The 23,668-nt window shown below is 61.6% G+C and carries 31 protein-coding genes and 3 pseudogenes; 1 reads left to right on the forward strand and 33 read right to left on the reverse strand.

All coding sequences use genetic code 11. The features are described 5' to 3' along the window. Positions 1–95 precede the first annotated feature (95 nt). Positions 96–2,288 (reverse strand): methyl-accepting chemotaxis protein, encoded by a 2,193-nt coding sequence (locus tag D1F64_RS14630; protein ID WP_117413024.1) that lies wholly within the window; start codon positions 2,286–2,288, stop codon positions 96–98. A gap of 328 nt (positions 2,289–2,616) precedes the next feature. Here D1F64_RS14630 and D1F64_RS14635 point away from each other — a divergent pair, with 328 nt between their 5' ends. Then, complete coding sequence (locus D1F64_RS14635; protein ID WP_162901580.1) at positions 2,617–3,858, forward strand: type III PLP-dependent enzyme; 1,242 nt, start codon at positions 2,617–2,619, stop codon at positions 3,856–3,858. Between the two features lie 82 nt (positions 3,859–3,940). Here the strand turns inward: D1F64_RS14635 and rplQ are convergent, their stop codons facing one another. From rplQ to D1F64_RS14795, 32 genes and pseudogenes are all read right to left on the reverse strand, one after another. Further along, positions 3,941–4,360, reverse strand: coding sequence for a 50S ribosomal protein L17 (rplQ, locus tag D1F64_RS14640; protein WP_117413026.1), 420 nt, complete (start codon positions 4,358–4,360; stop codon positions 3,941–3,943). A gap of 71 nt (positions 4,361–4,431) precedes the next feature. Continuing rightward, positions 4,432–5,453: pseudogene (locus D1F64_RS14645) on the reverse strand (DNA-directed RNA polymerase subunit alpha). A gap of 82 nt (positions 5,454–5,535) precedes the next feature. Continuing rightward, positions 5,536–5,925, reverse strand: coding sequence for a 30S ribosomal protein S11 (gene rpsK, locus D1F64_RS14650; RefSeq protein WP_117413027.1), 390 nt, complete (start codon positions 5,923–5,925; stop codon positions 5,536–5,538). 67 nt (positions 5,926–5,992) lie between these two features. Next, a complete protein-coding gene (gene rpsM, locus D1F64_RS14655; protein WP_117413028.1) occupies positions 5,993–6,361 on the reverse strand; it encodes a 30S ribosomal protein S13 in 369 nt (122 codons plus the stop codon). A 280-nt stretch (positions 6,362–6,641) separates the two neighbouring features. Beyond that, positions 6,642–7,223 carry an adenylate kinase gene (locus D1F64_RS14660; protein ID WP_117413029.1) on the reverse strand — a complete coding sequence of 194 codons (582 nt, stop codon included), beginning with the start codon at positions 7,221–7,223 and terminating at the stop codon, positions 6,642–6,644. Continuing rightward, positions 7,220–8,550 (reverse strand): annotated as a pseudogene (gene secY / locus D1F64_RS14665) (preprotein translocase subunit SecY). Before secY ends, D1F64_RS14660 begins: the two are co-directional and overlap by 4 nt. Positions 8,551–8,813: 263 nt before the next feature. Continuing rightward, positions 8,814–9,287 (reverse strand): 50S ribosomal protein L15, encoded by a 474-nt coding sequence (gene rplO / locus D1F64_RS14670; RefSeq protein WP_117413030.1) that lies wholly within the window; start codon positions 9,285–9,287, stop codon positions 8,814–8,816. A 21-nt stretch (positions 9,288–9,308) separates the two neighbouring features. Next, positions 9,309–9,503: a 50S ribosomal protein L30 gene (gene rpmD / locus D1F64_RS14675; RefSeq protein WP_117413031.1), complete on the reverse strand. Its 195-nt coding sequence runs from the start codon at positions 9,501–9,503 to the stop codon at positions 9,309–9,311. Between the two features lie 41 nt (positions 9,504–9,544). Further along, positions 9,545–10,107 (reverse strand): annotated as a pseudogene (gene rpsE / locus D1F64_RS14680) (30S ribosomal protein S5). 38 nt (positions 10,108–10,145) lie between these two features. Then, on the reverse strand, positions 10,146–10,508 hold the full coding sequence (gene rplR / locus D1F64_RS14685) for a 50S ribosomal protein L18 (RefSeq protein WP_117413032.1): 363 nt from the start codon (positions 10,506–10,508) through the stop codon (positions 10,146–10,148). A 12-nt stretch (positions 10,509–10,520) separates the two neighbouring features. Beyond that, on the reverse strand, positions 10,521–11,054 hold the full coding sequence (gene rplF, locus D1F64_RS14690; RefSeq protein ID WP_117413033.1) for a 50S ribosomal protein L6: 534 nt from the start codon (positions 11,052–11,054) through the stop codon (positions 10,521–10,523). A 157-nt stretch (positions 11,055–11,211) separates the two neighbouring features. Next, entirely contained in the window at positions 11,212–11,610 is a 399-nt protein-coding gene (rpsH, locus tag D1F64_RS14695; RefSeq protein ID WP_117413034.1) for a 30S ribosomal protein S8, read from the reverse strand. A 10-nt stretch (positions 11,611–11,620) separates the two neighbouring features. After that, positions 11,621–11,926, reverse strand: a complete 306-nt coding sequence (gene rpsN, locus D1F64_RS14700) for a 30S ribosomal protein S14 (RefSeq protein WP_117413035.1) — start codon at positions 11,924–11,926, stop codon at positions 11,621–11,623. A 27-nt stretch (positions 11,927–11,953) separates the two neighbouring features. Beyond that, positions 11,954–12,511, reverse strand: a complete 558-nt coding sequence (rplE, locus tag D1F64_RS14705; protein ID WP_117413036.1) for a 50S ribosomal protein L5 — start codon at positions 12,509–12,511, stop codon at positions 11,954–11,956. Next, positions 12,504–12,821 carry a 50S ribosomal protein L24 gene (rplX, locus tag D1F64_RS14710; protein WP_117413037.1) on the reverse strand — a complete coding sequence of 106 codons (318 nt, stop codon included), beginning with the start codon at positions 12,819–12,821 and terminating at the stop codon, positions 12,504–12,506. The genes rplE and rplX overlap by 8 nt, the downstream gene beginning before the upstream one ends. Position 12,822: 1 nt before the next feature. Continuing rightward, on the reverse strand, positions 12,823–13,191 hold the full coding sequence (gene rplN / locus D1F64_RS14715) for a 50S ribosomal protein L14 (RefSeq protein WP_117413038.1): 369 nt from the start codon (positions 13,189–13,191) through the stop codon (positions 12,823–12,825). 55 nt (positions 13,192–13,246) lie between these two features. Beyond that, positions 13,247–13,489 carry a 30S ribosomal protein S17 gene (rpsQ, locus tag D1F64_RS14720; protein WP_117413039.1) on the reverse strand — a complete coding sequence of 81 codons (243 nt, stop codon included), beginning with the start codon at positions 13,487–13,489 and terminating at the stop codon, positions 13,247–13,249. 9 nt (positions 13,490–13,498) lie between these two features. Continuing rightward, positions 13,499–13,699, reverse strand: coding sequence for a 50S ribosomal protein L29 (rpmC, locus tag D1F64_RS14725; protein ID WP_117413040.1), 201 nt, complete (start codon positions 13,697–13,699; stop codon positions 13,499–13,501). Positions 13,700–13,724: 25 nt separating this feature from the next. Then, a complete protein-coding gene (gene rplP, locus D1F64_RS14730) occupies positions 13,725–14,138 on the reverse strand; it encodes a 50S ribosomal protein L16 (RefSeq protein WP_117413041.1) in 414 nt (137 codons plus the stop codon). Between the two features lie 43 nt (positions 14,139–14,181). After that, complete coding sequence (rpsC, locus tag D1F64_RS14735) at positions 14,182–14,883, reverse strand: 30S ribosomal protein S3 (protein ID WP_117413042.1); 702 nt, start codon at positions 14,881–14,883, stop codon at positions 14,182–14,184. After that, complete coding sequence (gene rplV / locus D1F64_RS14740) at positions 14,883–15,263, reverse strand: 50S ribosomal protein L22 (protein WP_117413043.1); 381 nt, start codon at positions 15,261–15,263, stop codon at positions 14,883–14,885. The genes rpsC and rplV overlap by 1 nt, the downstream gene beginning before the upstream one ends. Before the next feature lie 2 nt (positions 15,264–15,265). After that, complete coding sequence (gene rpsS / locus D1F64_RS14745) at positions 15,266–15,544, reverse strand: 30S ribosomal protein S19 (RefSeq protein ID WP_117413044.1); 279 nt, start codon at positions 15,542–15,544, stop codon at positions 15,266–15,268. Positions 15,545–15,556: 12 nt separating this feature from the next. After that, positions 15,557–16,390 carry a 50S ribosomal protein L2 gene (gene rplB, locus D1F64_RS14750; RefSeq protein WP_117413045.1) on the reverse strand — a complete coding sequence of 278 codons (834 nt, stop codon included), beginning with the start codon at positions 16,388–16,390 and terminating at the stop codon, positions 15,557–15,559. A 16-nt stretch (positions 16,391–16,406) separates the two neighbouring features. Next, positions 16,407–16,700 carry a 50S ribosomal protein L23 gene (locus D1F64_RS14755; protein WP_117413046.1) on the reverse strand — a complete coding sequence of 98 codons (294 nt, stop codon included), beginning with the start codon at positions 16,698–16,700 and terminating at the stop codon, positions 16,407–16,409. Next, entirely contained in the window at positions 16,697–17,317 is a 621-nt protein-coding gene (rplD, locus tag D1F64_RS14760; protein ID WP_117413047.1) for a 50S ribosomal protein L4, read from the reverse strand. The genes D1F64_RS14755 and rplD overlap by 4 nt, the downstream gene beginning before the upstream one ends. After that, positions 17,317–18,036: a 50S ribosomal protein L3 gene (gene rplC / locus D1F64_RS14765; protein ID WP_117413048.1), complete on the reverse strand. Its 720-nt coding sequence runs from the start codon at positions 18,034–18,036 to the stop codon at positions 17,317–17,319. The genes rplD and rplC overlap by 1 nt, the downstream gene beginning before the upstream one ends. 25 nt (positions 18,037–18,061) lie before the next feature. Beyond that, positions 18,062–18,370 carry a 30S ribosomal protein S10 gene (gene rpsJ / locus D1F64_RS14770; protein ID WP_013652482.1) on the reverse strand — a complete coding sequence of 103 codons (309 nt, stop codon included), beginning with the start codon at positions 18,368–18,370 and terminating at the stop codon, positions 18,062–18,064. 60 nt (positions 18,371–18,430) lie between these two features. Beyond that, positions 18,431–19,621, reverse strand: a complete 1,191-nt coding sequence (tuf, locus tag D1F64_RS14775) for an elongation factor Tu (RefSeq protein WP_117413049.1) — start codon at positions 19,619–19,621, stop codon at positions 18,431–18,433. Between the two features lie 48 nt (positions 19,622–19,669). Beyond that, positions 19,670–21,745, reverse strand: coding sequence for an elongation factor G (fusA, locus tag D1F64_RS14780; RefSeq protein WP_117413050.1), 2,076 nt, complete (start codon positions 21,743–21,745; stop codon positions 19,670–19,672). A gap of 18 nt (positions 21,746–21,763) precedes the next feature. Next, complete coding sequence (rpsG, locus tag D1F64_RS14785; protein ID WP_117413051.1) at positions 21,764–22,234, reverse strand: 30S ribosomal protein S7; 471 nt, start codon at positions 22,232–22,234, stop codon at positions 21,764–21,766. Between the two features lie 42 nt (positions 22,235–22,276). Beyond that, positions 22,277–22,648 carry a 30S ribosomal protein S12 gene (gene rpsL / locus D1F64_RS14790; protein WP_107989433.1) on the reverse strand — a complete coding sequence of 124 codons (372 nt, stop codon included), beginning with the start codon at positions 22,646–22,648 and terminating at the stop codon, positions 22,277–22,279. A gap of 641 nt (positions 22,649–23,289) precedes the next feature. Further along, positions 23,290–23,580, reverse strand: a complete 291-nt coding sequence (locus D1F64_RS14795; RefSeq protein WP_346432240.1) for a regulator — start codon at positions 23,578–23,580, stop codon at positions 23,290–23,292. Positions 23,581–23,668 lie beyond the last annotated feature (88 nt).

Consider the following 23,668-nt stretch of genomic DNA (forward strand, 5'->3'; position numbering starts at 1 on the left):
CGACCATGACGAAGGAAAGTTTTCCCAGCTTTGTCAGCGGTCTGAGGGCGGCCCCTGTGGAGCCGCCCTGTTCCGTTTCAATTGTGTCTTGATGCTTACGCGGCGCGGATCTGCTCGAGGAACTCGCGCACCTGATCGTCGAGGATCCGGGCCTGTTCCGACAGATTGCCGGCGGCGCCCACAACCTGCTCGGCTGCCGCGCCCGTATGCTGGGCCGCCTCGCGGACCTCGTCGATGTCGTTGGAGACCGACGTGGTGCCGTCCGCGGCACGCTGGGTGTTGGCCACGATGCCCTGGGTCGCTGCGGACTGCTCTTCCACCGCGGAAGCCACGGAGCCGACCGATTCCGAGATCTCGCCAATGGTGGTGCGGATCTCGGAGATGGCGCCGACCGCATCGCGGGTGGCGTCACGGATCGATTCGATCTGCTGGCCGATATCGCCGGTTGCCTTGGCCGTCTGCGAGGCAAGTTCCTTGACCTCGGAAGCAACGACCGCGAAGCCCTTGCCGGCTTCGCCGGCGCGCGCCGCTTCGATCGTGGCGTTCAGCGCCAGAAGATTGGTCTGCTCCGCAATATCCGAAATCAGCTTCACCACATCACCGATGCGATCGGCAGCATCGGCCAGCGAACGCACGGTCTCGTCGGTGGTGGTCGCACGCTCATTGGCCATCTGGGCGACCGCGGAAGATCGCGAAATCAGCTCCGAGATCTCCTGGATCGACTTGAACAGCTCATCCGAGGCGCCGGCGATTGTCTGCACTTCCTCACGGGCCGAGGCGGACGCCGTCGACACACGCTCGGAGCGCTCGCCCGCGCGGCCCGCAACCTCCGCCATGCTCTCGGCGGAAGCCCGCAGCTCCTCGGACGCCTGCGACACGCGCTGGACAACGCCGCCAACGGATGCCTGGAAGTCCGATGCAAGGGCTTCGACGAACTCGCGCCGCTGGGCGGCCTGGTTCTCGGCTTCCGCGCTGTCAGCGGCGGCCTTGCGTTCCTGCTCCTCAACGGCGTTCTTCTGGATCTCCAGAACCACACGACCGATCTGGCCGATTTCATCGCGGCGGCTGGCCGCCTTGATCTCTGTGTCCAGTTCGCCCGCGGCGATGGCGCGCAGCGCGCCGATGAGACCATTGATCGCCGAAATGACGGTACGCGAGAACAGCAAACCGATCATCGAGATCACCGCGATGACGATCAGCGTACCGTAGATCATGAAGTCGCGCATGTCGTTGACCGCCGCCAGGGATTCGGCCTGCGAGCGTTCGGCGACAATTGCCCATTTCGCACCCATGAAGGAGAACGGAACGGCGGCTGCATACTCGCTTATCGCGCCCTCATGCGCGATCAGACCAAAGCCTTCTGTGCCTTCGGCTGCCTTGGTGATCAGCGTGCTTTCCGGGCTCTTGGAGAGCGCGGTCGGTTCACTCGACAACGGCAGGTTGGAACGCAGGACGCCATCCCCACCGACCAGGAACGCCTGACCGGTCTTGCCAAGCGACTCGCGGCTGGCGAGCACGCTGTCGACAAAGCCGACATCCGCGCGGATGACCATCACGCCCTTGAGCTTGGTCTCGGCGAAGTCGGACAGGTATACCGGCTGCGCGATGAACATCGAGGCCGTGCCTCCGGCCGGCGCGTAGGCGGCGAAATCGATCATCACCTGCTCGCCCTGCGGCAGATCCTTGGCGGCCATGAACGCCTGGTTCAGGGCGGTCTCGCGAAGCGCCGGCGAGTCGACGCTCTCAAGGAAGTCCGCGGACTTGGTCACCGAGTAGGTGACCCGGCCGTCCATGTTCAGGACATAGATGTCGCCGTAGCCCGCCTGCTTCCACGTCGCCATATAGGTTCCGTGGACGCTGGTGTGGCGCCAGGAGTACATCGTCTTGTTGCCCTCGCCCGTCAGCTCGGCCCGCGCGGCAGTATCGGCGGCCTTGCGATAGTAGCCATCCAGTTCCGGACGATCCTGCTCGAGCGTGGTCAGCGCTTCGTTCATCTCATTGAGAACGATGGCCGTATTGGCGCTGGTCACCAGATTGGCAAGGTCGGACTTCACCGTCGCCAGCTTGATCTGCAGACCCGTTCTGCGGGCGTTGGCGAGAATGCGCAGCTCGCTTTCGGCCGCATTCACCAGTCCCTCACGCCCGCTGACATATCCCAGCACACCAACGGTAATGCAGGAGACCAGTGACAAGCCGCCGACCATGACAGGAAGGACCGTTGCCAATTTTCTGAATGGGCTGATACCGGATTTCGGTTGCCTACCCGGCGTCTGCTTCGAACGGCTCATGACGTTTCCCAACCAATCGACATTGAACTTTCGTCAGGCACGCTGTCAGTTTTGTCTTAAAAACGTCCTAAGGCCCTGAGAAATATGCTGAGCCCATTGCAGTATTGGGACAAAGAAGCGGAAGAAACCAGCGGAAAACCAAGCATTGCAGCCAGGCACGCGCACGGCGCGAAATTCCAGAAAAAACATTGTAAAAATTATCATGTATCAGATTCACGGAGCAAACACCGGTAGTCGCGCGGATATCCATCGCTCACGGCACACACGTATAGTGTCGCGACGCTCGCCGAGCGGTCGCGTTAACCGCGTCGTCCAACGCCGAGGCAGAATGATGAACGTAACCGTCGCGCGTCCTTCCGCAGCCACCCCCGCGCCTGCCCCACAGCAGCCCGCCGCGCTGCCGTCTTCCGGCGCGGTGCCGGCCAGCTACGCCACCCTCGGCGCGCTGATTGCCGATCTCGCTCCCGAAGACCCGCTGTTCTGCCTCAGCCTGGCCACGGCCACGCGGACCGCGCGGGACTTCTCGTCCCGTTTTCCCGGGATCACCACCTATGCGCTGAAAGCGTGCCCGCTCCCGGAACTGGTCGCCACGTTCGCGCAGGCCGGCGTCTCCGCATTCGACGTCGCCTCCTTGCAGGAAATGGCGCTGGTGCGGCGCATCGATGCGACCGCGCCCCTGCACTACAACAACCCCATCCGGTCGGACACAGAGACCCGGCGCGCCTACGAGGACTTCGCCGTGCGGCACTTCACCGTGGACGATGCGGTGGGACTCGAGCGCCTCAACCGCGCCATCCCTCCCGGGGACCGTGGCGACGTCGAGGTAAGTGTGCGCCTTCGCGTCGCCAAGAACACCGCCCGGATCGACTTCACCGCGAAGTTCGGCATGCCGCCAGCCCCTGCCGTGGAGATGATGCGCGCCATTGTGACCGCCGGCTACCGCCCCGCCATCACCTTCCATCCCGGCTCGCAATGCGGCGATCCGCAAGCCTTCGCGACGCTCATCGCCTCCGCCGCCGAGATTTGCGCCACGACAGGCACAACGCCACACACCGTGAACGTCGGCGGCGGCTTCCCCGTGGCGTATGACGATGCGCGGTGCCCGCCCCTGGCGGCCTATTTCAGCGCCATCTCTCTTGCCTTCAACACGCACTTCGACCCGGCCCGCACCCGGCTTGTGGCTGAACCCGGACGGGCACTCGCGGCCCCCACCATGTCGCTGCTCACCCAGATCAAGCACATCCGCTCCGATGGCTCGGTGTACCTGAACGACGGGCTCTACGGCGGGCTCCTGGAATTGACGCAAATCGACCTGCACCTTCCGACGCGCGTGTGGCGTGGCAGCGCGATCCTCACAGGACCGACGGAACCACGCCAGCTTTATGGCCCCACCTGCTGTCCGATCGATCGTTTTCCCTCACCCGTGCCTCTACCGGCGGAAATCGTCGAGGGCGACCGAATCGAGTTCGGCCTGACCGGCGCCTATGGGCTGGCGACCGTCACCCATTTCAACGGCTACGGACCGACCCAGGTGATCGGCGTCGACGAGATTCTCACGCGCGTCAACTGACCGGCCTCCCCGTCAACGCGAAAAAGGCGGCCCCTCGCGGAGCCGCCTTTTTCAAATCTGGGAAAGCGCGTGAGTCGGCGGCCTACGCGGCCTCGGACTCTTCGGCTTCCGCGCGTGCGCGATCGATCGCGCCGCGTGCTTCCGTATCGCGATCGACGAACTCGATCACAGCCATCGGCGCGCTGTCGCCATAACGGAAACCCGCCTTCAGAACGCGGGTGTAGCCACCCTGACGATCCTTGTAGCGCACTCCGATCGTGTCGAACAGCTTGCCCACCAAGGCGACGTCGCGGATCTGCGAAATCGCCTGACGGCGGGCATGAAGATCGCCGCGCTTACCGAGCGTGACGAGCTTCTCAACAATGGGACGCAGCTCTTTGGCCTTGGGCAGCGTCGTGACGATCTGCTCATGCATGATGAGCGAGGCCGCCATGTTCGCGAACATCGCTTTGCGATGGCTCGAGGTCCGATTGAGCTTGCGGCCGGCTTTACCGTGGCGCATGGCCCTCTCCTTCTAGTTCCTAACAGGCGACCTTGCCGCCAGATGACACCAAATCCGGCGTCACGATCACATCAATAATGATGCTCTTCGTAACGCTTGGCGAGTTCTTCAATGTTCTCAGGCGGCCAGTTCGGAACTTCCATACCCAGATGCAGACCCATCTGCGCCAGAACTTCCTTGATCTCGTTCAGCGACTTGCGGCCGAAGTTCGGCGTGCGAAGCATCTCCGCTTCCGTCTTCTGAATGAGATCGCCGATGTAGACGATGTTGTCGTTCTTCAGGCAATTCGCAGAACGGACGGAGAGCTCGAGCTCGTCGACCTTCTTGAGAAGCGCGGGATTGAACGCCAGCTCCGGAACGGTCTCTTCCTTGACTTCCTTCTCCGGCTCTTCGAACGTCACGAAGATAGAGAGCTGGTCCTGGAGGATGCGCGCCGCGTATGCCACCGAATCTTCAGGCCTCACCGACCCGTCGGTCTCGACCGTCATCGTCAGCTTGTCATAATCGAGAACCTGTCCCTCACGGGTATTCTCGACCTTGTAGGACACCTTGCGCACCGGCGAGTAGAGGCTGTCCACGGCAATCAGGCCGATGGGAGCGTCCTCGGGACGGTTGTGCTCGGCGGCCACATAGCCCTTGCCGGTGTTGACCGTGAACTCCATGCGGATTTCCGTGCCCTCGTCGAGGGTGCACAGAGCGTGCTCGGGGTTCAGGATCTCGATGTCGCCAACGGTCTGGATATCGCCTGCGGTCACGATGCCGGGCCCTGCTTGCGCAGAACCATCCGCTTCGGGCCCTCGCCTTCCATGCGCAGCGCGATTTCCTTGATGTTCAGGACCGTGTCCGTCACATCCTCGCGCACGCCCGGAATGGACGAAAACTCATGCAGCACGCCATCGATCTGCACAGCCGTCACCGCAGCACCCTGCAGCGAGGACAGCAGAACGCGGCGCAGCGCGTTGCCGAGTGTCAGGCCGAAACCGCGCTCCAGCGGCTCCGCCACGACCGTGGCAACACGGCGCGGATCACCGCCCGCTTTGATCTCAAGCTTGTTCGGCTTGATCAGCTCTTGCCAGTTCTTTTGAATCGTCACGTATATGCCCTTTCGGCTTTCCCGCCGGCGCTCGTGGTCCGGCTATCCCTTGCCTAAAGAGAAACGGGTGATAAACGTCGAATTAGACGCGGCGACGCTTGCGCGGACGGCAGCCGTTGTGCGGGATCGGCGTCACGTCGCGGATCGACGTGATCGTGAAACCCGCTGCCTGAAGCGCGCGCAAAGCAGACTCACGTCCCGAACCCGGACCGCGAACCTCGACCTCGAGGGTCCGCATGCCGTGTTCCTGAGCCTTCTTGGCAGCATCTTCACCGGCCATCTGGGCCGCGAACGGCGTCGACTTGCGCGAGCCCTTGTAGCCCATCGTGCCAGCCGAGGACCAGGAAATCGCGTTGCCCTGGGCGTCCGTGATCGTGATCATCGTGTTGTTGAACGTGGATGTCACGTGAGCGACGCCAGACGTGATGTTCTTGCGCTCGCGGCGACGCACGCGCGTCGTTTCTTTCGCCATTTTGAACCTTTCGTTCGATCTCTACGCCGCCGTAATTCCAGCGGCTCCACCGTAAGCAGTCGCCGGACTACTTCTTCTTGCCGGCGATCGCTTTCGCCGGACCCTTGCGGGTGCGGGCATTGGTATGGGTACGCTGACCGCGCACCGGCAGGCCACGGCGATGCCGCAGACCACGGTAGCAGCCAAGATCCATGAGGCGCTTGATGTTCATCGCGACTTCGCGGCGAAGGTCACCTTCGACGAGGTAGTCGCGGTCAATCGACTCGCGGATCTGAATGACTTCGGCATCCGACAGTTCGTTAACCCGGCGTTCCGGCGCGATATTCACCTTTTCGATGATTTCCTGCGCTTTCTGCCGGCCGATACCGTGAATGTACTGCAGCGCGATGACAACGCGCTTGTTCGTCGGAATGTTGACGCCTGCAATACGGGCCACGCTTGTTCTCCTTCTCGACGCTCGCGTCCTGCGGGCGTCAAATTTGCCGTACGTTTTTGAGGCTTCCAAACACGACAGGATCGGGCCCGGTCCCTCGGGGGCCGACGCCGATCGCTGTAGATTTGCGATGTGCGCCGGGTATTACTGGATTTTCGGGTGCGACGCAACCGTCCAGATCACGGTGCGCCGCGGTGAGACCACCGAAACACACAATTGTTGTTCGCGCCCGAAGGCGGATCGCGCCCTGCCTGCGTCCAGGACGCCGGCAGGGAGGCCGCGCTCAGCTCTCGGCGTTCTGAAGAAGAACGGCATCGATCTGCCGGGCGACCTCTTCGATCGAGGCCATGCCGTCGACCGACTGCAGCATGTCGCGCTTGCTGTAAAAATCGATCAGCGGCGCTGTCTGCTCGTAGTAGACCTTCAGACGCTTCTTCAGCGTCTCGGCGTTGTCGTCCGCGCGCGCGCCGCCCGTCTCACGGGCCCGCGTCTCGATGCGGTCGACAAGGATCTTGTCGTCCACCTTCAGCTCGATCACCGTGTCGAGCTTCATGGCCTTCGACGCCAGCAGATCCTGCAGGGCTTCGGCTTGCGCGATGGTGCGCGGGAAACCGTCAAGAATGAAACCGTTGGCGCAATCGGGCTCGTCGATCCGGTCCGAAATGATCGACACCATGATCTCGTCGGAAACCAGATCGCCGCGGTCCATGACCTCTTTGGCCTTCAGACCGACCGGCGTCGCGGCCGCAACCGCGGCGCGCAGCATGTCGCCCGTGGAGAGCTGGACAATGCCGTGTTTCTCGACCAGGCGCGTGGCCTGCGTGCCCTTGCCGGCCCCCGGAGGGCCCAACAGTATCAATCTCATCGCCGCTTCCCCCTGAGCTTCGCCTTCTTGACCAGACCCTCGTACTGATGAGCCAGCAGGTGTCCCTGGATCTGAGAAACCGTATCCATGGTCACACTGACGACGATCAGCAGCGAAGTCCCCCGAAATAGAACGGAACGCCGGTGGCCGATATTAGAAATTCAGGTAATAGGCAGATGATCACCAGATAGATCGCGCCCACGCCCGTGATTCTGGTCAGCACGTAATCGATGTACTGGGCCGTGCGTTCACCGGGCCGGATGCCCGGAATGAAGCCACCGTGCTTCTTGAGATTGTCGGCCGTGTCCGTCGGATTGAACACGATCGCCGTGTAGAAGAACGCGAAGAACACGATCATCGACGCGTAGAACAGCATGTACAGCGGCTGGCCGTGGCCAAGCAGAGCCGTAACCGTGGTGAGCCACTCCGGTCCTGTCCCGCTGGAGAAGTTGGCGAAGGTCACCGGTACCAGCAGAAGCGAGGATGCGAAGATCGGCGGAATGACACCGGCGGTGTTGAGCTTGAGAGGCAGGAACGAGCTGTTGCCCTCGAACATCCGGTTGCCCATCTGGCGTTTCGGATACTGGATCAACAGGCGCCGCTGGGCGCGCTCCATGAACACGATGGCGGCGATGACCACCACCGACAGCACCACGAAGCCGAGAATCACCACCGAGGAAATCGCGCCCTGACGGCCCAATTCCAGCGTACCGGCGATGGCCCTGGGCAGCTCCGCAACGATACCGGCGAAGATGATCAGCGAAATGCCGTTGCCGATGCCGCGCGAAGTGATCTGCTCACCCAGCCACATCAGGAACATGGTGCCGCCGACGAGCGTCACGACGGTGACGAAGCGGAAGAACATGCCCGGATCGGTAACGACATTGGTCGCGCCCTCAAGACCGACGGAAATGCCATAGGCCTGCGCGATCGCCAGAACGACGGTGGTGTAACGGGTGTACTGGTTGATGACCTTGCGGCCCGCCTCCCCGTCCTTTTTCAACTGTTCCAGCGTCGGAACGACGGTCGTCATGAGCTGGATGATGATGGAGGCGGAGATGTACGGCATGATGCCGAGCGCGAAGATGGCCATACGGCCGACCGCGCCACCGGCGAACATGTTGAACAGGCCGACGATGCCGGTCTGTGCCTGGTTGAAGGCCTGCGCCAGTGCTTCAGGGTTGATGCCCGGGAGCGGGATATAGGTCCCCAACCGGTAAACGAGAAGCGCTCCGAGCGTAAACCAGATCCGCTTTTTCAGTTCCGTGGCCTTCGAGAAGGCCGAGAAATTGAGATTTGACGCTAATTGTTCAGCCGCAGATGCCATGCCGCGCTCCGGTCCAGCCGTTCCGCTGTAATTACCGAGAACATATCCGGGCAAAATGAGACCATTTTGCCGCTGGAAGTATGCTCCAATTCAATGAACCTGGAGCGTTTCCTGGACACGGGACTGTTCCGTGCCCGCGCAAAACGCTCTAGATCGCCTGGCGTTCTTGCACGCAAGCGTGAACGTCAATCGCCCGATCGTCTCCGGAGACAGAGAAAGCGTGCGACCACAAGGGCACGCACGCCGCTCCGGAAACCCGGTTCTTATTCGGCCGGAGCCGCAACCGGGATGACGACCTTGCCGCCGGCCTTCTCGACCGCATCGACTGCAGCCTTCGAAGCGCCCGCAAGTTCAAACGTCACCGCAGTCTTCAGTTCGCCGTCGGACAGCAGCCGCACGCCGTCCTTGACACGCCGGATGAGGCCGGCCTTCAAAAGCGCTTCCGCGGTCACCGACTGCTTGGCGTCGAGCGTGCCGGCGTCGATCGCGGCCTGCACCTTGCCAAGGCTGATGATGTTCAGGTCCTTGCGGAAGATGTTCGTGAAGCCACGCTTGGGCAGACGACGATGCAACGGCATCTGGCCGCCCTCGAACCCCTTGATGGCAACGCCCGAGCGGGACTTCTGGCCTTTGACGCCACGTCCGCCGGTCTTGCCCTTGCCCGAGCCGATACCACGTCCGACCCGCGTGCGCTCCTGGATGGCACCCGGGTTATCCCGGAGATCATTGAGCTTCATAATCTTAACTCCCGGAACCCGTTACGCTTCGTCGACGACGCGAACGAGGTGCTGGACTTTCCTGATCATGCCGCGCACAGCCGGAGTATCCTCCAGGGTGCTACGACGATGCATCTTGTTCAAGCCGAGGCCGACCAGCGTTGCGCGCTGGTCATGCGGACGGCGGATCGGACTTCCGATCTGCTCGACCGTCACGGTCTTATCGGTTTTAGCCATGGGTCTTACCCTTATTCAGCTGGTGCCGTCAGGCAATCAGTTCAAGCCTCGGCGGCCCCGGCGGCCGAATCGTCGATATCACGGCGACGCGACTGAAGGCTCGAGACCTTCATGCCACGGCGTGCGGCGACCGAGCGCGGGCTGTCTTCCTTTTTCAGCGCTTCGAACGTTGCCCGCACCATGTTGTACGGGTTCGAAGTGCCAAGCGACTTGGCGACGACGTCCTGGACACCGAGCGTCTCGAAGACGGCGCGCATCGGGCCGCCCGCGATGATGCCGGTACCGGCCGGGCCGCGCGCAGGACAACCTTGCCCGCACCGAACCGGCCTTCGACGTCATGATGCAACGTCCGGCCTTCGCGCAGCGGCACACGTACCATCTGACGCTTGGCGGCTTCCGTCGCCTTGCGGATCGCTTCCGGCACTTCACGCGCCTTGCCGTGTCCGAAGCCGACCCGGCCCTTCTGGTCACCAACGACGACCAGCGCCGCGAAACCGAAGCGACGGCCGCCCTTGACCACTTTCGCGACGCGGTTGATGTGGACCAGCTTGTCTACAAACTCGCTGTCACGCTCTTCACGCTCACGATTGAATTGTCTAGCCATATTTGAGTTCCGTTTCTGCGCACGCTGTTAGGCGCGGATCAGAATTCCAGACCGCCCTCGCGCGCGGCATCCGCAAGCGCCTTGACACGCCCATGATAGATGTAGCCGCCACGGTCGAACACGACCTCTTTGACGCCCGCCTTGGTGGCACGCTCAGCGATGAGCTTGCCCACGATGGCGGCAGCGGCGGTATCAGCGCCGGTCTTCAGATCACCGCGCACATCCTTGTCGAGCGTCGAAGCGGCAGCAAGCGTGCAGCCCTTCTCGTCGTCAATGATCTGCGCGTAAATGTTCTTCGACGACCGGTAGACGCTAAGACGCACGCGCCCGTTGGCCACTGCCTTGAGCGAGCGGCGGACGCGATCCCGGCGACGCTCGAATGTGTTGTTGGACTTCGCCACGACAGCCGCTCCTTACTTCTTCTTGCCTTCTTTGCGAACGATGAACTCGCCCGCATAGCGCACACCCTTGCCCTTATAGGGCTCCGGCGGCCGGAACTTGCGAATTTCAGCGGCGACCTGGCCGACACGCTGCTTGTCGATGCCAGACACGACGATTTCAGTCGGCTTGGGAACAGCAACTTCGATGCCCTCGGGAACCGAATAAATCACATCGTGCGAGAAACCAAGCGCCAGCTGCAGGTTCTTGCCCTGCAACTGGGCGCGGTAACCAACGCCCGTGATTTCGAGCTTCTTCTCGAAGCCCTGGCTGACACCGGCGACAAGGTTCGAAATGACCGTGCGCGCCATGCCCCACATCGCGCGCGCATCATTGCTTTCGTCGCGCGGCGTGACCTTGACGCCATCATCCGTCATCTCGGCGATGACGAGTTCATTCAACACGAAGCTGAGCTGACCCTTGGGGCCCTTCGCTTCAAACGTCTGGCCGGCGATCGTTGCCGTGACCCCTGAGGGGACGGCAACCGGCTTCTTGCCAATACGAGACATAACAACAACCTGTCCGGTTCGTATGCGTTAACTGCCGCTGTTCCTGACCGGACATCATGTGCCGATCGGCGAGAAACCGCGCCAAACTATCCTGCTTGAGACACACCGGCATTGCATGACGCAACGCCGGCTCTCTCTGTACGGGGATGCGTCCGCGTCAGAAGACGCGGCAGAGCACCTCACCGCCGACATTTTCGTCCCGCGCCTGGTGATCCGCCATCACGCCCTTGGACGTGGAGAGGATCGAAACACCGAGGCCATTGGCCACGCGCGGAATATTCTTGACGGAGGCATACACCCGCCGGCCCGGCTTGGAAACCCGCTGAATTTCACGGATCACCGGAACGTCGTCATAATACTTCAGTTCGATGCTGAACTCAGACGGTCCGCCTTCGAAATCAACCTGGCTGAAGCCCCGGATGTAGCCTTCTGAGGCCAGAACTTCCAGGACGGTGCCGCGCAGGCGCGACGCCGGAGTATTGACGGTGCTTTTGCGCCGCATCTGTGCATTACGAATGCGGGTCAGCATATCCCCCAAGGGATCTGTGATCGCCATTGGGCTCTCCTTACCAGCTCGACTTCACGAGACCGGGCACCTTGCCCTGGGACCCGAGTTCACGAAGGGCGATACGCGACATCTTGAGCTTGCGGTAGAAACCGCGCGGACGCCCCGAAATCTCGCAACGATTGCGGATGCGGGTTTTCGAGGAATTCCGCGGAAGCTCGGCAAGCTTGAGCTGCGCGGTGAAGCGCTCCTCAAGCGGCAATGTCGCATCCATGACAATCGCCTTCAGTTCGGCACGCTTGCCGGCGAATTTCTTCACCAGGTTCTCGCGCCGCTTGTTCTTCTCGATCGCGCTCTTCTTCGCCATCGTCTTACCTCGTCCGGTCTGATCTGCTTACTTGGTGAACGGGAAGTTGAACGCCCGCAGAAGTTCGCGTGCTTCGTCATCCGTCTTCGCAGTGGTGCAGACGATCACATCCATGCCCCAGATCTGATCAACCTCGTCGTAGTTGATTTCCGGGAAGACGATGTGTTCTTTAATACCCATCGCAAAATTTCCACGACCGTCGAAGCTCTTCGGATTGAGCCCGCGAAAATCCCGAACGCGCGGAAGCGCGATCGTGACCAGCCGGTCGAGGAATTCGAACATCTGCCCGCTGCGCAGGGTCACCTTGGCGCCCAGCGGCATTTCCTCACGCACCTTGAAGGTGGCGATGGACTTGCGCGCTTTGGTGATCACGGGCCGCTGACCGGCGATTTTCGCCAGGTCGCCAGCAGCCGAGGTCACCTTTTTGCTGTCGCCGACCGCTTCGCCGATGCCCATGTTGAGGACAATCTTTTCCAAAGCGGGGATCTGCATCGGGTTCTTGTAACCGAACTGCTCGGCCATCTTCGGCCGAACCACTTCGTTGTAGTGCGTCTTGAGCCTGGGCTCGTAATTGACTTCAGCCATCGATCAGATCTCCCGAACGCTTGGCAACACGGACCTTACGGCCGTCGTCCGTCGTCTTGAACCCGACGCGTGTTGCCTTGCCGTCCTTCGGATCGGCAATAGCTACGTTGGACACGTCGATCGACAGTTCCTTGGAAATGATGCCCGCTTCCGTCTGCTGGGTCTGGCGTGTGTGGCGTTTGACCACATTCACGCCACGCACGAGCACACGGCCGCTGTCGGGAATCATCTTGATAACTTCACCGGACTTGCCCTTGTCACGGCCGGCAAGCACGACGACTGTGTCGCCCTTTTTGATTTTTGCGGCCATTTTAGAGCACCTCCGGTGCAAGCGAGATAATCTTCATGTGGTTTTTCGCCCGCAATTCGCGCGGGACCGGACCAAAGATACGGGTGCCGATCGGCTCTTTGTTATTGTTGATCAGCACTGCCGCATTGCGGTCGAAGCGGATGACGCTGCCGTCTGCCCGGCGAATATCCTTCGCCGTACGGACCACAACTGCCTTCATCACGTCGCCCTTCTTCACGCGACCGCGAGGAATGGCTTCCTTGATGCTGACGACGATGATGTCGCCGACGCCAGCATACTTGCGCTTCGAGCCGCCAAGGACCTTGATGCACATAACGCGACGCGCGCCGGAATTATCCGCCACGTCCAGGTTTGTTTGCATCTGAATCATGACTGGCCGCCTTGTTCTTCTTTCGATCCACTATCGGACCGGATGCTCAAATGTCTCAGTTCGCCGTCGAGGATTCGACAACGATCCAACGCTTGTTTTTCGAAATCGGCGCGCATTCCTCGATGAGGATGGTCTCGCCGACCTTGCAGGAATTATCCTGATCATGCGCCTTGTACTTCTTCGTACGGCGCACGGTCTTCTTCAACAACGGGTGGGTGAAGCGGCGTTCCACTTTCACCACAACCGTCTTGTCGTTCTGGTCGCTGACGACGATGCCCTGAAGCACGCGTTTTGGCATCTTCGCCTCCTATGCGCTGTCCGCAGCGCGTTTTTCGCGCTGGATGGTCTCGACCCGAGCAATGTCACGGCGAACCTGCCGGACACGCGCGGTATTTTCCAACTGACCCGTCGCCTTCTGGAAGCGCAGATTGAACTGCTCTTTCTTCAGGCTCTCCAGCTCCTCATGGAGCTGATCGGGGGTCTTCGCCCGAACGTCGGTCGATTTCATGGCCTTCTACTCCTCGTCCGTCCGTTCACTCGCCGAGGCGCTGAACGAAGCGGCACTTGATCGGAAGCTTCGCCGCGGCGAGGCGGAACGCCTCGCGCGCAATCGGCTCGGCCACACCGTCGATCTCGAACATGATCCGGCCGGGCTTCACGCGGGCTGCCCAATAGTCCGGCGCACCCTTACCCTTACCCATACGTACTTCGGTCGGCTTCGAGGAAACCGGTACGTCCGGGAAAATCCGGATCCAAACGCGACCCGCACGTTTCATGTGGCGGGTCAAAGCACGACGGGCTGCCTCGATCTGGCGCGCTGTGACGCGCTCCGGTTCCATTGCCTTCAGGCCGTAGGAACCGAAATTCAGCTCGGTGCCACCCTTGGCAACGCCATGGATGCGCCCTTTGTGCTGCTTGCGGAACTTCGTTCGCTTCGGCTGCAGCATCTGTCTTCTCTCGTCTTTCTATACCCAGGCGACCGGGACAGGTTTACGCTGCGCGCGGAGCGCGGCGACCGCTGTCGGGACCCTCGGAGGAACGGCGTTCGGACGCCATCGGATCATGCTCGAGGATCTCGCCTTTGAAGATCCACACCTTGATGCCGCACGTACCATATGCGGTGTGCGCGGTGGCGGTGCCGTAGTCGATATCGGCACGAAGCGTGTGCAGCGGCACCCGGCCTTCGCGATACCACTCCGTACGCGCGATTTCCGCGCCGCCCAGACGGCCGCCGCAGTTGATGCGGATGCCTTCCGCGCCAAGACGCATTGCCGACTGAACCGAGCGCTTCATGGCCCGGCGGAACGCCACGCGGCGTTCCAGCTGCTGAGCGATCGATGCGGCGACAAGCGTCGCGTCGATTTCCGGCTTGCGCACTTCAACGATGTTGATGTGCACTTCCGAACTGGTCATCTCGGCCAGCTTGCGGCGCAACTTCTCGATGTCCGCGCCCTTTTTGCCGATCACGACACCCGGACGAGCCGAGTGCACGGTGACGCGGCACTTCTTGTGCGGACGCTCGATGACGATCTTGGAGATCGCGGCCTGCTTGAGCTCCTGCATCAGATAATCGCGGATGCGATAATCTTCGTGCAGCAGCACGGCATACTCACCCTTGTCCGCGTACCAGCGCGAATCCCAGGTGCGGTTGATGCCCAGCCGGAACCCGATCGGATTGATTTTGTGACCCATCAGGCCGCCTCCTCGACTTCACGGACGATGATCGTCAGGTTGGAGAACGGCTTCTGGATCTTGCCGACCCGGCCGCGCGCCCTCGCCTTCCAACGCTTCATGACGACCGCCTTGCCGACATGGGCTTCCGAAATAACCAGAGAGTCCACATCGAGATCGTGGTTGTTCTCCGCGTTCGCGACCGCCGACTCCAACGCCTTCTTGACGTCGGCGGCGATCCGCTTGCGCGAAAAGGTCAGATCGGCGAGCGCCGCTGCAACCTTCTTGCCGCGGATCGTCGCGGCAACCAGGTTCAGCTTCTGCGGAGACACCCGCACCATGCGCAGGACAGCCTTCGCCTCATTATCAGCGAGCACGCGCTCACGCTTCGGCTTGCCCATCGTTATCTCCTCTTGGCCTTCTTATCCGACGCATGACCGTAATAGGTCCGCGAGGGAGAGAATTCGCCGAGCTTGTGGCCAACCATGTCCTCGGAGATCGACACCGGAACGTGCTTCTGGCCATTGTAGACACCGAAGGTCACACCCACGAACTGGGGCAGGATCGTCGAACGCCGGCTCCAGGTCTTGATGACCTCATTGCGGCCGGAGGCGCGAACCTTATCGACCTTTTTAAGGAGGTAGCCGTCAATAAACGGACCCTTCCAGACGGAACGTGTCACGGTCAGTCCCTCTTATTTCTTCCGCGCGTGGCGGCTGCGAACGATGAATTTATCGGTCGACTTGTTGGAACGCGTACGCTTGCCCTTGGTGGGCTTGCCCCACGGCGTAACCGGATGACGGCCGCCGGATGTACGTCCCTCACCACCACCATGGGGGTGATCGACCGGGTTCATAGCCACGCCGCGAACATGCGGACGCTTGCCGAGCCAGCGGGAACGGCCCGCCTTGCTCAAATTGATGTTGCCGTGATCCGGGTTGGACACCGCGCCGATGGACGCCATGCAGGTTCCCAGGATCCGGCGCTGCTCGCCCGACTTCAGACGGACCACGGTGTAACCCTGGTCACGGCCGACGATCTGAGCGAAGGCGCCTGCGGAGCGGGCGATCTGGCCGCCCTTGCCCGGCTTCATCTCGATGTTGTGCACGATCGTGCCCACCGGGATGGAGGCCAGCTCCATGGCGTTGCCAGGCTTCACGTCGACGTGCTTGCCGGCCACCACGACATCGCCTGCGGAAAGCCGCTGCGGTGCCAGGATATAGGCCAGTTCGCCATCTTCGTAACGCACGAGCGCGATGAATGCGGTCCGGTTCGGATCGTATTCGAGACGCTCGACCGTCGCCGGCATATCGAACTTGCGGCGCTTGAAGTCGACCATCCGATAGGTGCGCTTGTGACCGCCACCCTTGTTCGGAGCGGTGTTGCGACCGCGGTTGTTACGACCACCGGATTTGGACAGGCCTTCGGTCAGCGTCTTGACCGGCTTGCCCTTCCAAAGATCGGACCGATCCACGATGACCAGCTGACGCTGGCCCGGGGAGGTCGGTTTGAAGCTCTTTAAAGCCATTTTTTCCTTCTTCCCCTCAGAGACCGGTCGTCACGTCGATGAATTGTCCCTCTTCCAGCGTCACGATCGCGCGCTTGAAGTCGGACTGTTTACCGGCGATGCCCTTGAAACGCTTCGTCTTGCCCTTGCGGACCAGCGTGTTCACAGCCTTCACCTTGACGCTGAACAGCGCCTCGACAGCGGCCTTGATCTCCGGCTTGCTCGCCTTGGACGCCACGTTGAAAACAACCTTGTTTTCCTCGGACGCCAGGGTCGCCTTTTCGGTGATCACCGGGCTGACGATTGTGTCGTAGTGCTTGAGGTCCGTCATTTGAACCGCTCCTCCAGAGCACTGACCGCCGCCTTCGTCAAAACCAGCGTCTCGCGGCGCAGGATGTCGTAGACGTTGATGCCCTGGATGGGCAGCACGTCGACGTTGATGATGTTGCGTGCGGCAAGGCCGAAGTTTTTGTCCAGATCCGCACCGTCGATGACCAGAGCATTGGCCAGACCGAGCTTGCCGAACTGTGCCTTCAAAGCCTTGGTCTTCGGTTCGCCCGACTTCGCCTCATCGATGATGATGATGCTTTCGGACTTCACCTTGGACGACAGTGCGTGACGCAGACCCAGCGCGCGAACCTTCTTGGGCAAATCGTGCGCGTGGCTGCGGACAAGCGGCCCGAAGGCCTTGCCGCCGCCGCGGAACTGCGGAACCTTGCGATCGCCGTGCCGTGCTCCGCCGGAGCCCTTCTGGCGAACGAATTTCTTGCCCGTAGCGGCGATTTCTGCGCGCCGCTTCGTCTTGTGGTTGCCACCCTGACGGGCGGCGAGCTGCCAGCGAACGACGCGATGGATCAGATCGGCCCGCGGATCGAGACCGAAGATCTCGTCCGAAACCGTGATCGAACCGGCCGCGCCGCCGTCCAGCGTCTTGACCTGGAGTTCCATCACTCGCTCTCCTTGCCCGCGTCGGCTGCCTGAGCCGGCGCCTCTGCCGTGCGATACGCACCCGGCATCGGCACACCGTCGGGAAGCGCCCGCTTCACAGCGTCCTTGATGATGATCCAGCCGCCCTTGGAGCCGGGCACTGCGCCCTGCACCATGATCAGGCCGCGATCGGCATCAGTGCGCACGATCTTCAGATTCTGCGTGGTCACGCGGGTGTCGCCCATGTGTCCGGCCATCTTCTTGCCTTTGAAGACCTTGCCCGGATCCTGGCACTGACCCGTCGAGCCATGCGCACGGTGCGAAACAGACACACCGTGAGAGGCGCGACCGCCGCCGAAGTTGTGACGTTTCATGGCGCCGGCAAAGCCTTTACCAATCGACGTGCCCGTCACGTCCACGAACTGGCCGGCCACAAAGTGATCGGCGGTCAGCTCGGCGCCGACGTCGATCACGTTGTCCGGGGACACCCGGAATTCGGCCAGCTTCCGCTTCGGTTCCACCTTCGCGATCGCGAAGTGGCCCCGCATGGGACGCGGCGTGTTTTTCACCTTGGCCAGACCAGCGCCGAGCTGCAGCGCAGTGTAGCCATTCTTGTCTTCAGTCCGGTGGGCAACGACCTGACAGTTCTCAAGCTTGAGAACCGTCACCGGCACGTGCTCTCCCAGATCATTGTAGATCCGGGTCATACCCACTTTCTGAGCGATCAGTCCAGAACGCATCAGCGTGTTCCTCGGTTCTTCCGCCCTAGAGCTTGATTTCGACGTCGACACCGGCCGCCAGGTCGAGCTTCATCAAAGCATCAACCGTCTGCGGGGTCGGATCAACGATGTCCAAAAGGCGCTTGTGTGTGCGCATCTCAAACTGGTCACGGCTCTTCTTGTCAATATGCGGGCCGCGCAACACGGTATATTTTTCAATCCGCGTCGGCAGCGGCACCGGTCCACGTACCTGAGCACCCGTCCGCTTCGCCGTGTTGACGATTTCGCGGGTCGAGGCATCCAGGATACGGTGATCAAACGCCTTCAGGCGGATCCGGATATTCTGACCGTTCATTGCTTTGGTCCTTCAGAGTCCCAGGCCGCGGGGTCCAGCCCCGCGGCAAAGGCACTCACTTTACTCGATGATGGAAGCGACGACGCCGGCGCCGACCGTACGGCCGCCTTCGCGGATGGCGAAGCGCAGGCCCTCTTCCATTGCGATCGGCACGATCAGCGTGACCACCACGGTGACATTGTCACCCGGCATCACCATCTCGGTGCCTTCCGGCAGATCCACGATGCCCGTCACGTCGGTCGTGCGGAAGTAGAACTGCGGACGATAGTTGGTGAAGAACGGCGTGTGACGGCCACCCTCTTCCTTCGTCAGGATATAGGCTTCGGCGTTGAACTTGGTGTGCGGGTTCACCGAACCCGGCTTGCACAGCACCTGGCCGCGCTCCACGTCCTCACGGCCGATGCCGCGCAGCAGAGCGCCGATGTTGTCGCCCGCCTGGCCCTGATCGAGCAGCTTGCGGAACATCTCCACGCCCGTGCAGGTCGTCTTCTTGGTGTCGCGGATACCGACGATCTCGATTTCCTCGCCCACCTTCACCACACCGCGCTCCACGCGGCCGGTCACGACCGTGCCGCGGCCGGAGATCGAGAACACGTCCTCGATCGGCATCAGGAACGGCTGGTCGATCGGACGCTCGGGCGTCGGGATGTAGGCGTCGACCGCATCCATCAGCGCGCGCACCTTGTCGCGGCCGATTTCCGGGTTGCGGTTCTCGACCGCCGCCAGCGCGGAGCCGGTCACGATCGGAATGTCGTCGCCGGGGAAGTCGTAGGAAGACAGCAGCTCGCGCACTTCCATCTCCACCAGCTCCAGAAGCTCCTCGTCGTCGACCTGGTCGACCTTGTTGAGGAACACCACCAGAGCCGGCACGCCGACCTGACGCGCCAGCAGGATGTGCTCGCGGGTCTGCGGCATCGGGCCGTCGGCGGCCGAGCACACCAGGATCGCGCCGTCCATCTGCGCCGCACCCGTGATCATGTTCTTCACATAATCCGCGTGCCCCGGGCAATCGACGTGCGCATAGTGGCGCGCCGCCGTCTCGTACTCGACGTGCGCCGTGGAGATCGTGATGCCGCGGGCCTTCTCTTCCGGCGCCGCGTCGATCTGGTCGTAGGCCTGCGCAACCGCGCCGCCAACCTCGGCCAGCGTCATCGTGATCGCAGCCGTCAGGGTCGTCTTGCCATGATCAACGTGGCCGATCGTGCCAATGTTGACGTGCGGCTTGTCGCGTTTAAATTTCTCTTTAGCCATCGGATTGCTCCGCTCTTTCGAATGTGTATTGCCGTGGTTGCGAAGAAACTAGGCGTATTTCGCCTGGACCTCTTCGGCGACCGCCTGCGGCACCTGTTCGTAGTGATCAAAAACCATGCTGTACTGCGCCCGGCCCTGCGACATCGAGCGCAGGTTGTTGACGTAGCCGAACATGTTCGCGAGCGGCACCTTGGCGCTGACCACGGTGACGACACCCCGGTTCTCGGTGCCGGTGATCTGACCGCGGCGCGAGTTCAGATCGCCGATGACATCGCCCATGTAGTCTTCCGGTGTCACCACCTCGACCATCATGATCGGTTCCAGCAGCTTCGGCCCGGCTTTCTGAATGCCCTCGCGGAAGGCCGCGCGGCCCGCGATCTCGAACGCCAGCACGCTGGAGTCCACATCGTGGTAGGCGCCATCCGTCAGGGTTGCCTTGACGTCGAGCATCGGGAAGCCGGCGAGAATACCCGACGTCATCACGCTCTCGATGCCCTTGGCGACGCCAGGGATGTATTCCTTCGGCACGTTGCCGCCGACGACCTTGCTTTCGAACAGGAAGCCCGAACCCTGCTCGCCCGGCTCGATCGTGATCTTGACTCGGGCGAACTGGCCCGAACCGCCCGACTGCTTCTTGTGGGTGTAATCCACATCAGCGGTCTTGGTGATCGTCTCGCGATAAGCCACCTGCGGCTGACCGATGTTCGCCTCGACCTTGAACTCGCGCTTCATGCGGTCGACGAGAATGTCGAGATGAAGCTCGCCCATGCCGGCGATGATCGTCTGGCCGGATTCCTCGTCGGTCTTGACGCGGAAGGACGGATCCTCGGCCGCCAGGCGGTTGAGCGCGAGGCCCATCTTTTCCTGGTCAGACTTGGTCTTCGGCTCGACCGCGATCTCGATGACCGGCTCGGGGAATTCCATGCGCTCCAGGATCACCGGCTTCAGCGGATCACAAAGGGTGTCGCCCGTCGTGGTGTCCTTGAGGCCCGCGATGGCCACGATGTCGCCTGCATAGGCCACTTCGATGTCTTCACGCGAATTCGAGTGCATCTGCATCATGCGGCCGACGCGCTCGCGCTTTTCCTTCACCGTATTCATCAGGGACATGCCCTTGTCGAGCCTCCCCGAGTAGATGCGGCAGAAGGTCAGCGAGCCCACGAAGCTGTCGTTCATGATCTTGAACGCCAGCATGGCGAGCGGCTCCTCGTCGGAGGCCTGGCGGGTGATCTCTTCTTCCGTCTTCGCGTCGATGCCCTTGATCGGGGGCACTTCCGTCGGATTGGGAAGGTAATCGACAACCGCGTCGAGAAGCGGCTGCACGCCCTTGTTCTTGAACGCGGTGCCGCAAAGGATCGGCACGAACTCGCCAATCAGCGTGCCCTTGCGGATCAGCTTCTGCAGCGCCGCATCATCAGGCATGACGCCTTCGAGGTAGGCTTCCATCGCCGTGTCGTCGACTTCAACCGCCTTCTCGATCATCAGATCGTGATATTCCTGGGCCTGGTCGGCCAGCTCGGCGGGGATGTCTTCCTCATGGAAGGAAGCGCCAAGGCCTTCTTCGTCCCAGATGATCGCCTTCATCTTGATCAGATCGATGACGCCGGCGAACTCGTTCTCGGCGCCGATCGGCAGCTGGAGGCAGATCGGGTTGGCGCCGAGGCGCTTCTCGATCATCTCGATGCAGCGAAAGAAGTCCGCGCCGAGCTTGTCCATCTTGTTGACGAAGATCATCCGCGGGACGTGATATTTGTCGGCCTGACGCCAGACAGTTTCCGTCTGCGGCTCAACACCGGCGTTGGCGTCGAGAAGCGCGACCGCGCCATCAAGTACACGCAGGGAACGCTCGACTTCAATCGTGAAGTCCACATGGCCCGGGGTGTCGATGATGTTCAGGCGCTTCTCATTCCAGAAACAGGTCGTTGCAGCGGACGTGATCGTGATGCCACGCTCCTGCTCCTGCTCCATCCAGTCCATGGTGGCAGCGCCGTCATGGACTTCGCCGATCTTGTGGCTACGGCCGGTGTAGTAGAGGATCCGCTCCGTCGTCGTGGTCTTTCCCGCATCAATGTGAGCCATGATGCCGAAATTGCGGTAGTCCTCGATTTTATGCGTGCGCGCCATGATGTCAGACCTTCAGGCTTACCAGCGATAATGCGAGAAGGCACGGTTGGCTTCCGCCATCCGGTGCGTATCTTCACGCTTTTTGACGGCGGTGCCGCGATTGCTGCCCGCATCAAGAAGCTCCCCGGCCAAACGCTCGACCATGGTCTTCTCGTTACGAGCCCGCGAGGCATTGATCAGCCAGCGGATGGCCAGTGCCTGACGACGTTCGTTGCGAACCTCGACCGGCACCTGGTAGGTCGCCCCACCCACACGGCGGGAGCGGACTTCCACCTGCGGCATCACGTTGACAAGTGCCTCGTGAAACACGGTAACCGGGTCCTGCTTGGACCGGCCTTCGATCAGATCGAAGGCGCCATAAATGATGCTTTCGGCGGCAGATTTCTTGCCGTCGAGCATCACGGAGTTCATGAACTTCGTGATGACAACGTCCCCAAACTTGGGGTCCGGATGGATCTCTCGCTTTTCAGCGCGATGACGGCGGGACATCTATCTTATCCTCAACCCATTTAAGGGAACGATTGAAGCCGATTACTTCGGCCGCTTAGCGCCATACTTGGAACGGCGCTGCTTGCGATCCTTGACACCCTGGGTGTCAAGGACACCGCGAAGGATGTGGTAGCGCACGCCAGGCAAATCCTTGACGCGGCCGCCGCGGATCATGACCACAGAGTGCTCCTGCAGATTATGGCCCTCACCGGGGATGTACCCGATGACTTCGAAGCCATTCGTCAGACGGACCTTTGCAACCTTACGAAGAGCCGAGTTCGGCTTCTTCGGCGTCGTCGTATAGACGCGCGTGCAAACGCCACGCTTCTGCGGGCAGGCCTCCATGGCCGGAACCTTGTTCCGCTTCGGCGGATCTTTCCGCGGCTTACGGATCAACTGGTTGATGGTTGGCATATTTAGCCCTTCACCTTGTCCACCTGCCGCAGCACCATCCGCACATGCGAATACGCGCTTCCACGCGTGACAAGCATGGACGGCGCTGCGAAACCAGAGGATCACGGGTTACCCCGCGATCATGCTATTTGACGTTATGTCGCCATATGAACCCCGGCAGCGTTTAAGCGAATTGGTTTCCGGTACTAGTCGCGCCGGAAGAGGTAACGCTTACCGCCTGCCTTGGGAGTGCGCGGAAATTAGCTATCGCCGGGGCCCACGTCAAGGGGAAACGGCAGAAATCTCAGCGCCCTCTCCCGCAAACGCCAATATCGAGGATTCCAGCCGGTTTTCGAGCCGATGGCGTAACATAAGACCCCGGAATGACGCGCCTGCGCATGATTGTTACCGTCCCGGTTCACCCCATGCCGGCGCAGCGAGGCGGCGGACACCGGCGATCCCCGGAAACCATCCGAAACTTGAACGGATGGTGAATCAGCTGCCCCGGCCTGGTACGGATTCGGCCCAACGGACCGATTCCCCTTCACGGAGATTCGCTTGACGGCGTCCGCCGGCCCGGGATCGCGCGATGTTCCGGAATCAACAAGGGGCGCCCGATGGACACCCCCGTTTCGTTCGTGCAAGAGCGCTCAGACGCCGCTCTACTCCCTGAACGCCACCACGGCGACGTTGCCCTCGAGCGCATCCTGGTAGGCGCTCTCGAACGTGGGGTCCTCCGGCTCTTCGGTCAGCGCCCCGATCTGGTCGAGCTCGGTTTCCGCATACCCTTCCTTCGCCAAGGCCTCGAGCGCCCGGCGCACCGCGCTGTCGTCGTCCGGGGCCGTCAGGAAGATGTTCACCGGGATCGCATCATCGGGCGTGCCCGAGGTTTCCTCCCACACGCGGCCTACGATGATGAAGACCGTCGGCTCGTCCTGTTCTTCGCCGCTCACGTTCAAACCCTCCATAGTCAGAAGGCCGCCCAAGGGCGGCCTTCCGGATCATCTGTATGGTGCATGTGCCCGGCGCGGACGCCGGGCG

It is taken from the genome of Breoghania sp. L-A4 (assembly GCF_003432385.1).
Taxonomy (GTDB): Bacteria; Pseudomonadota; Alphaproteobacteria; order Rhizobiales; family Stappiaceae; genus Breoghania.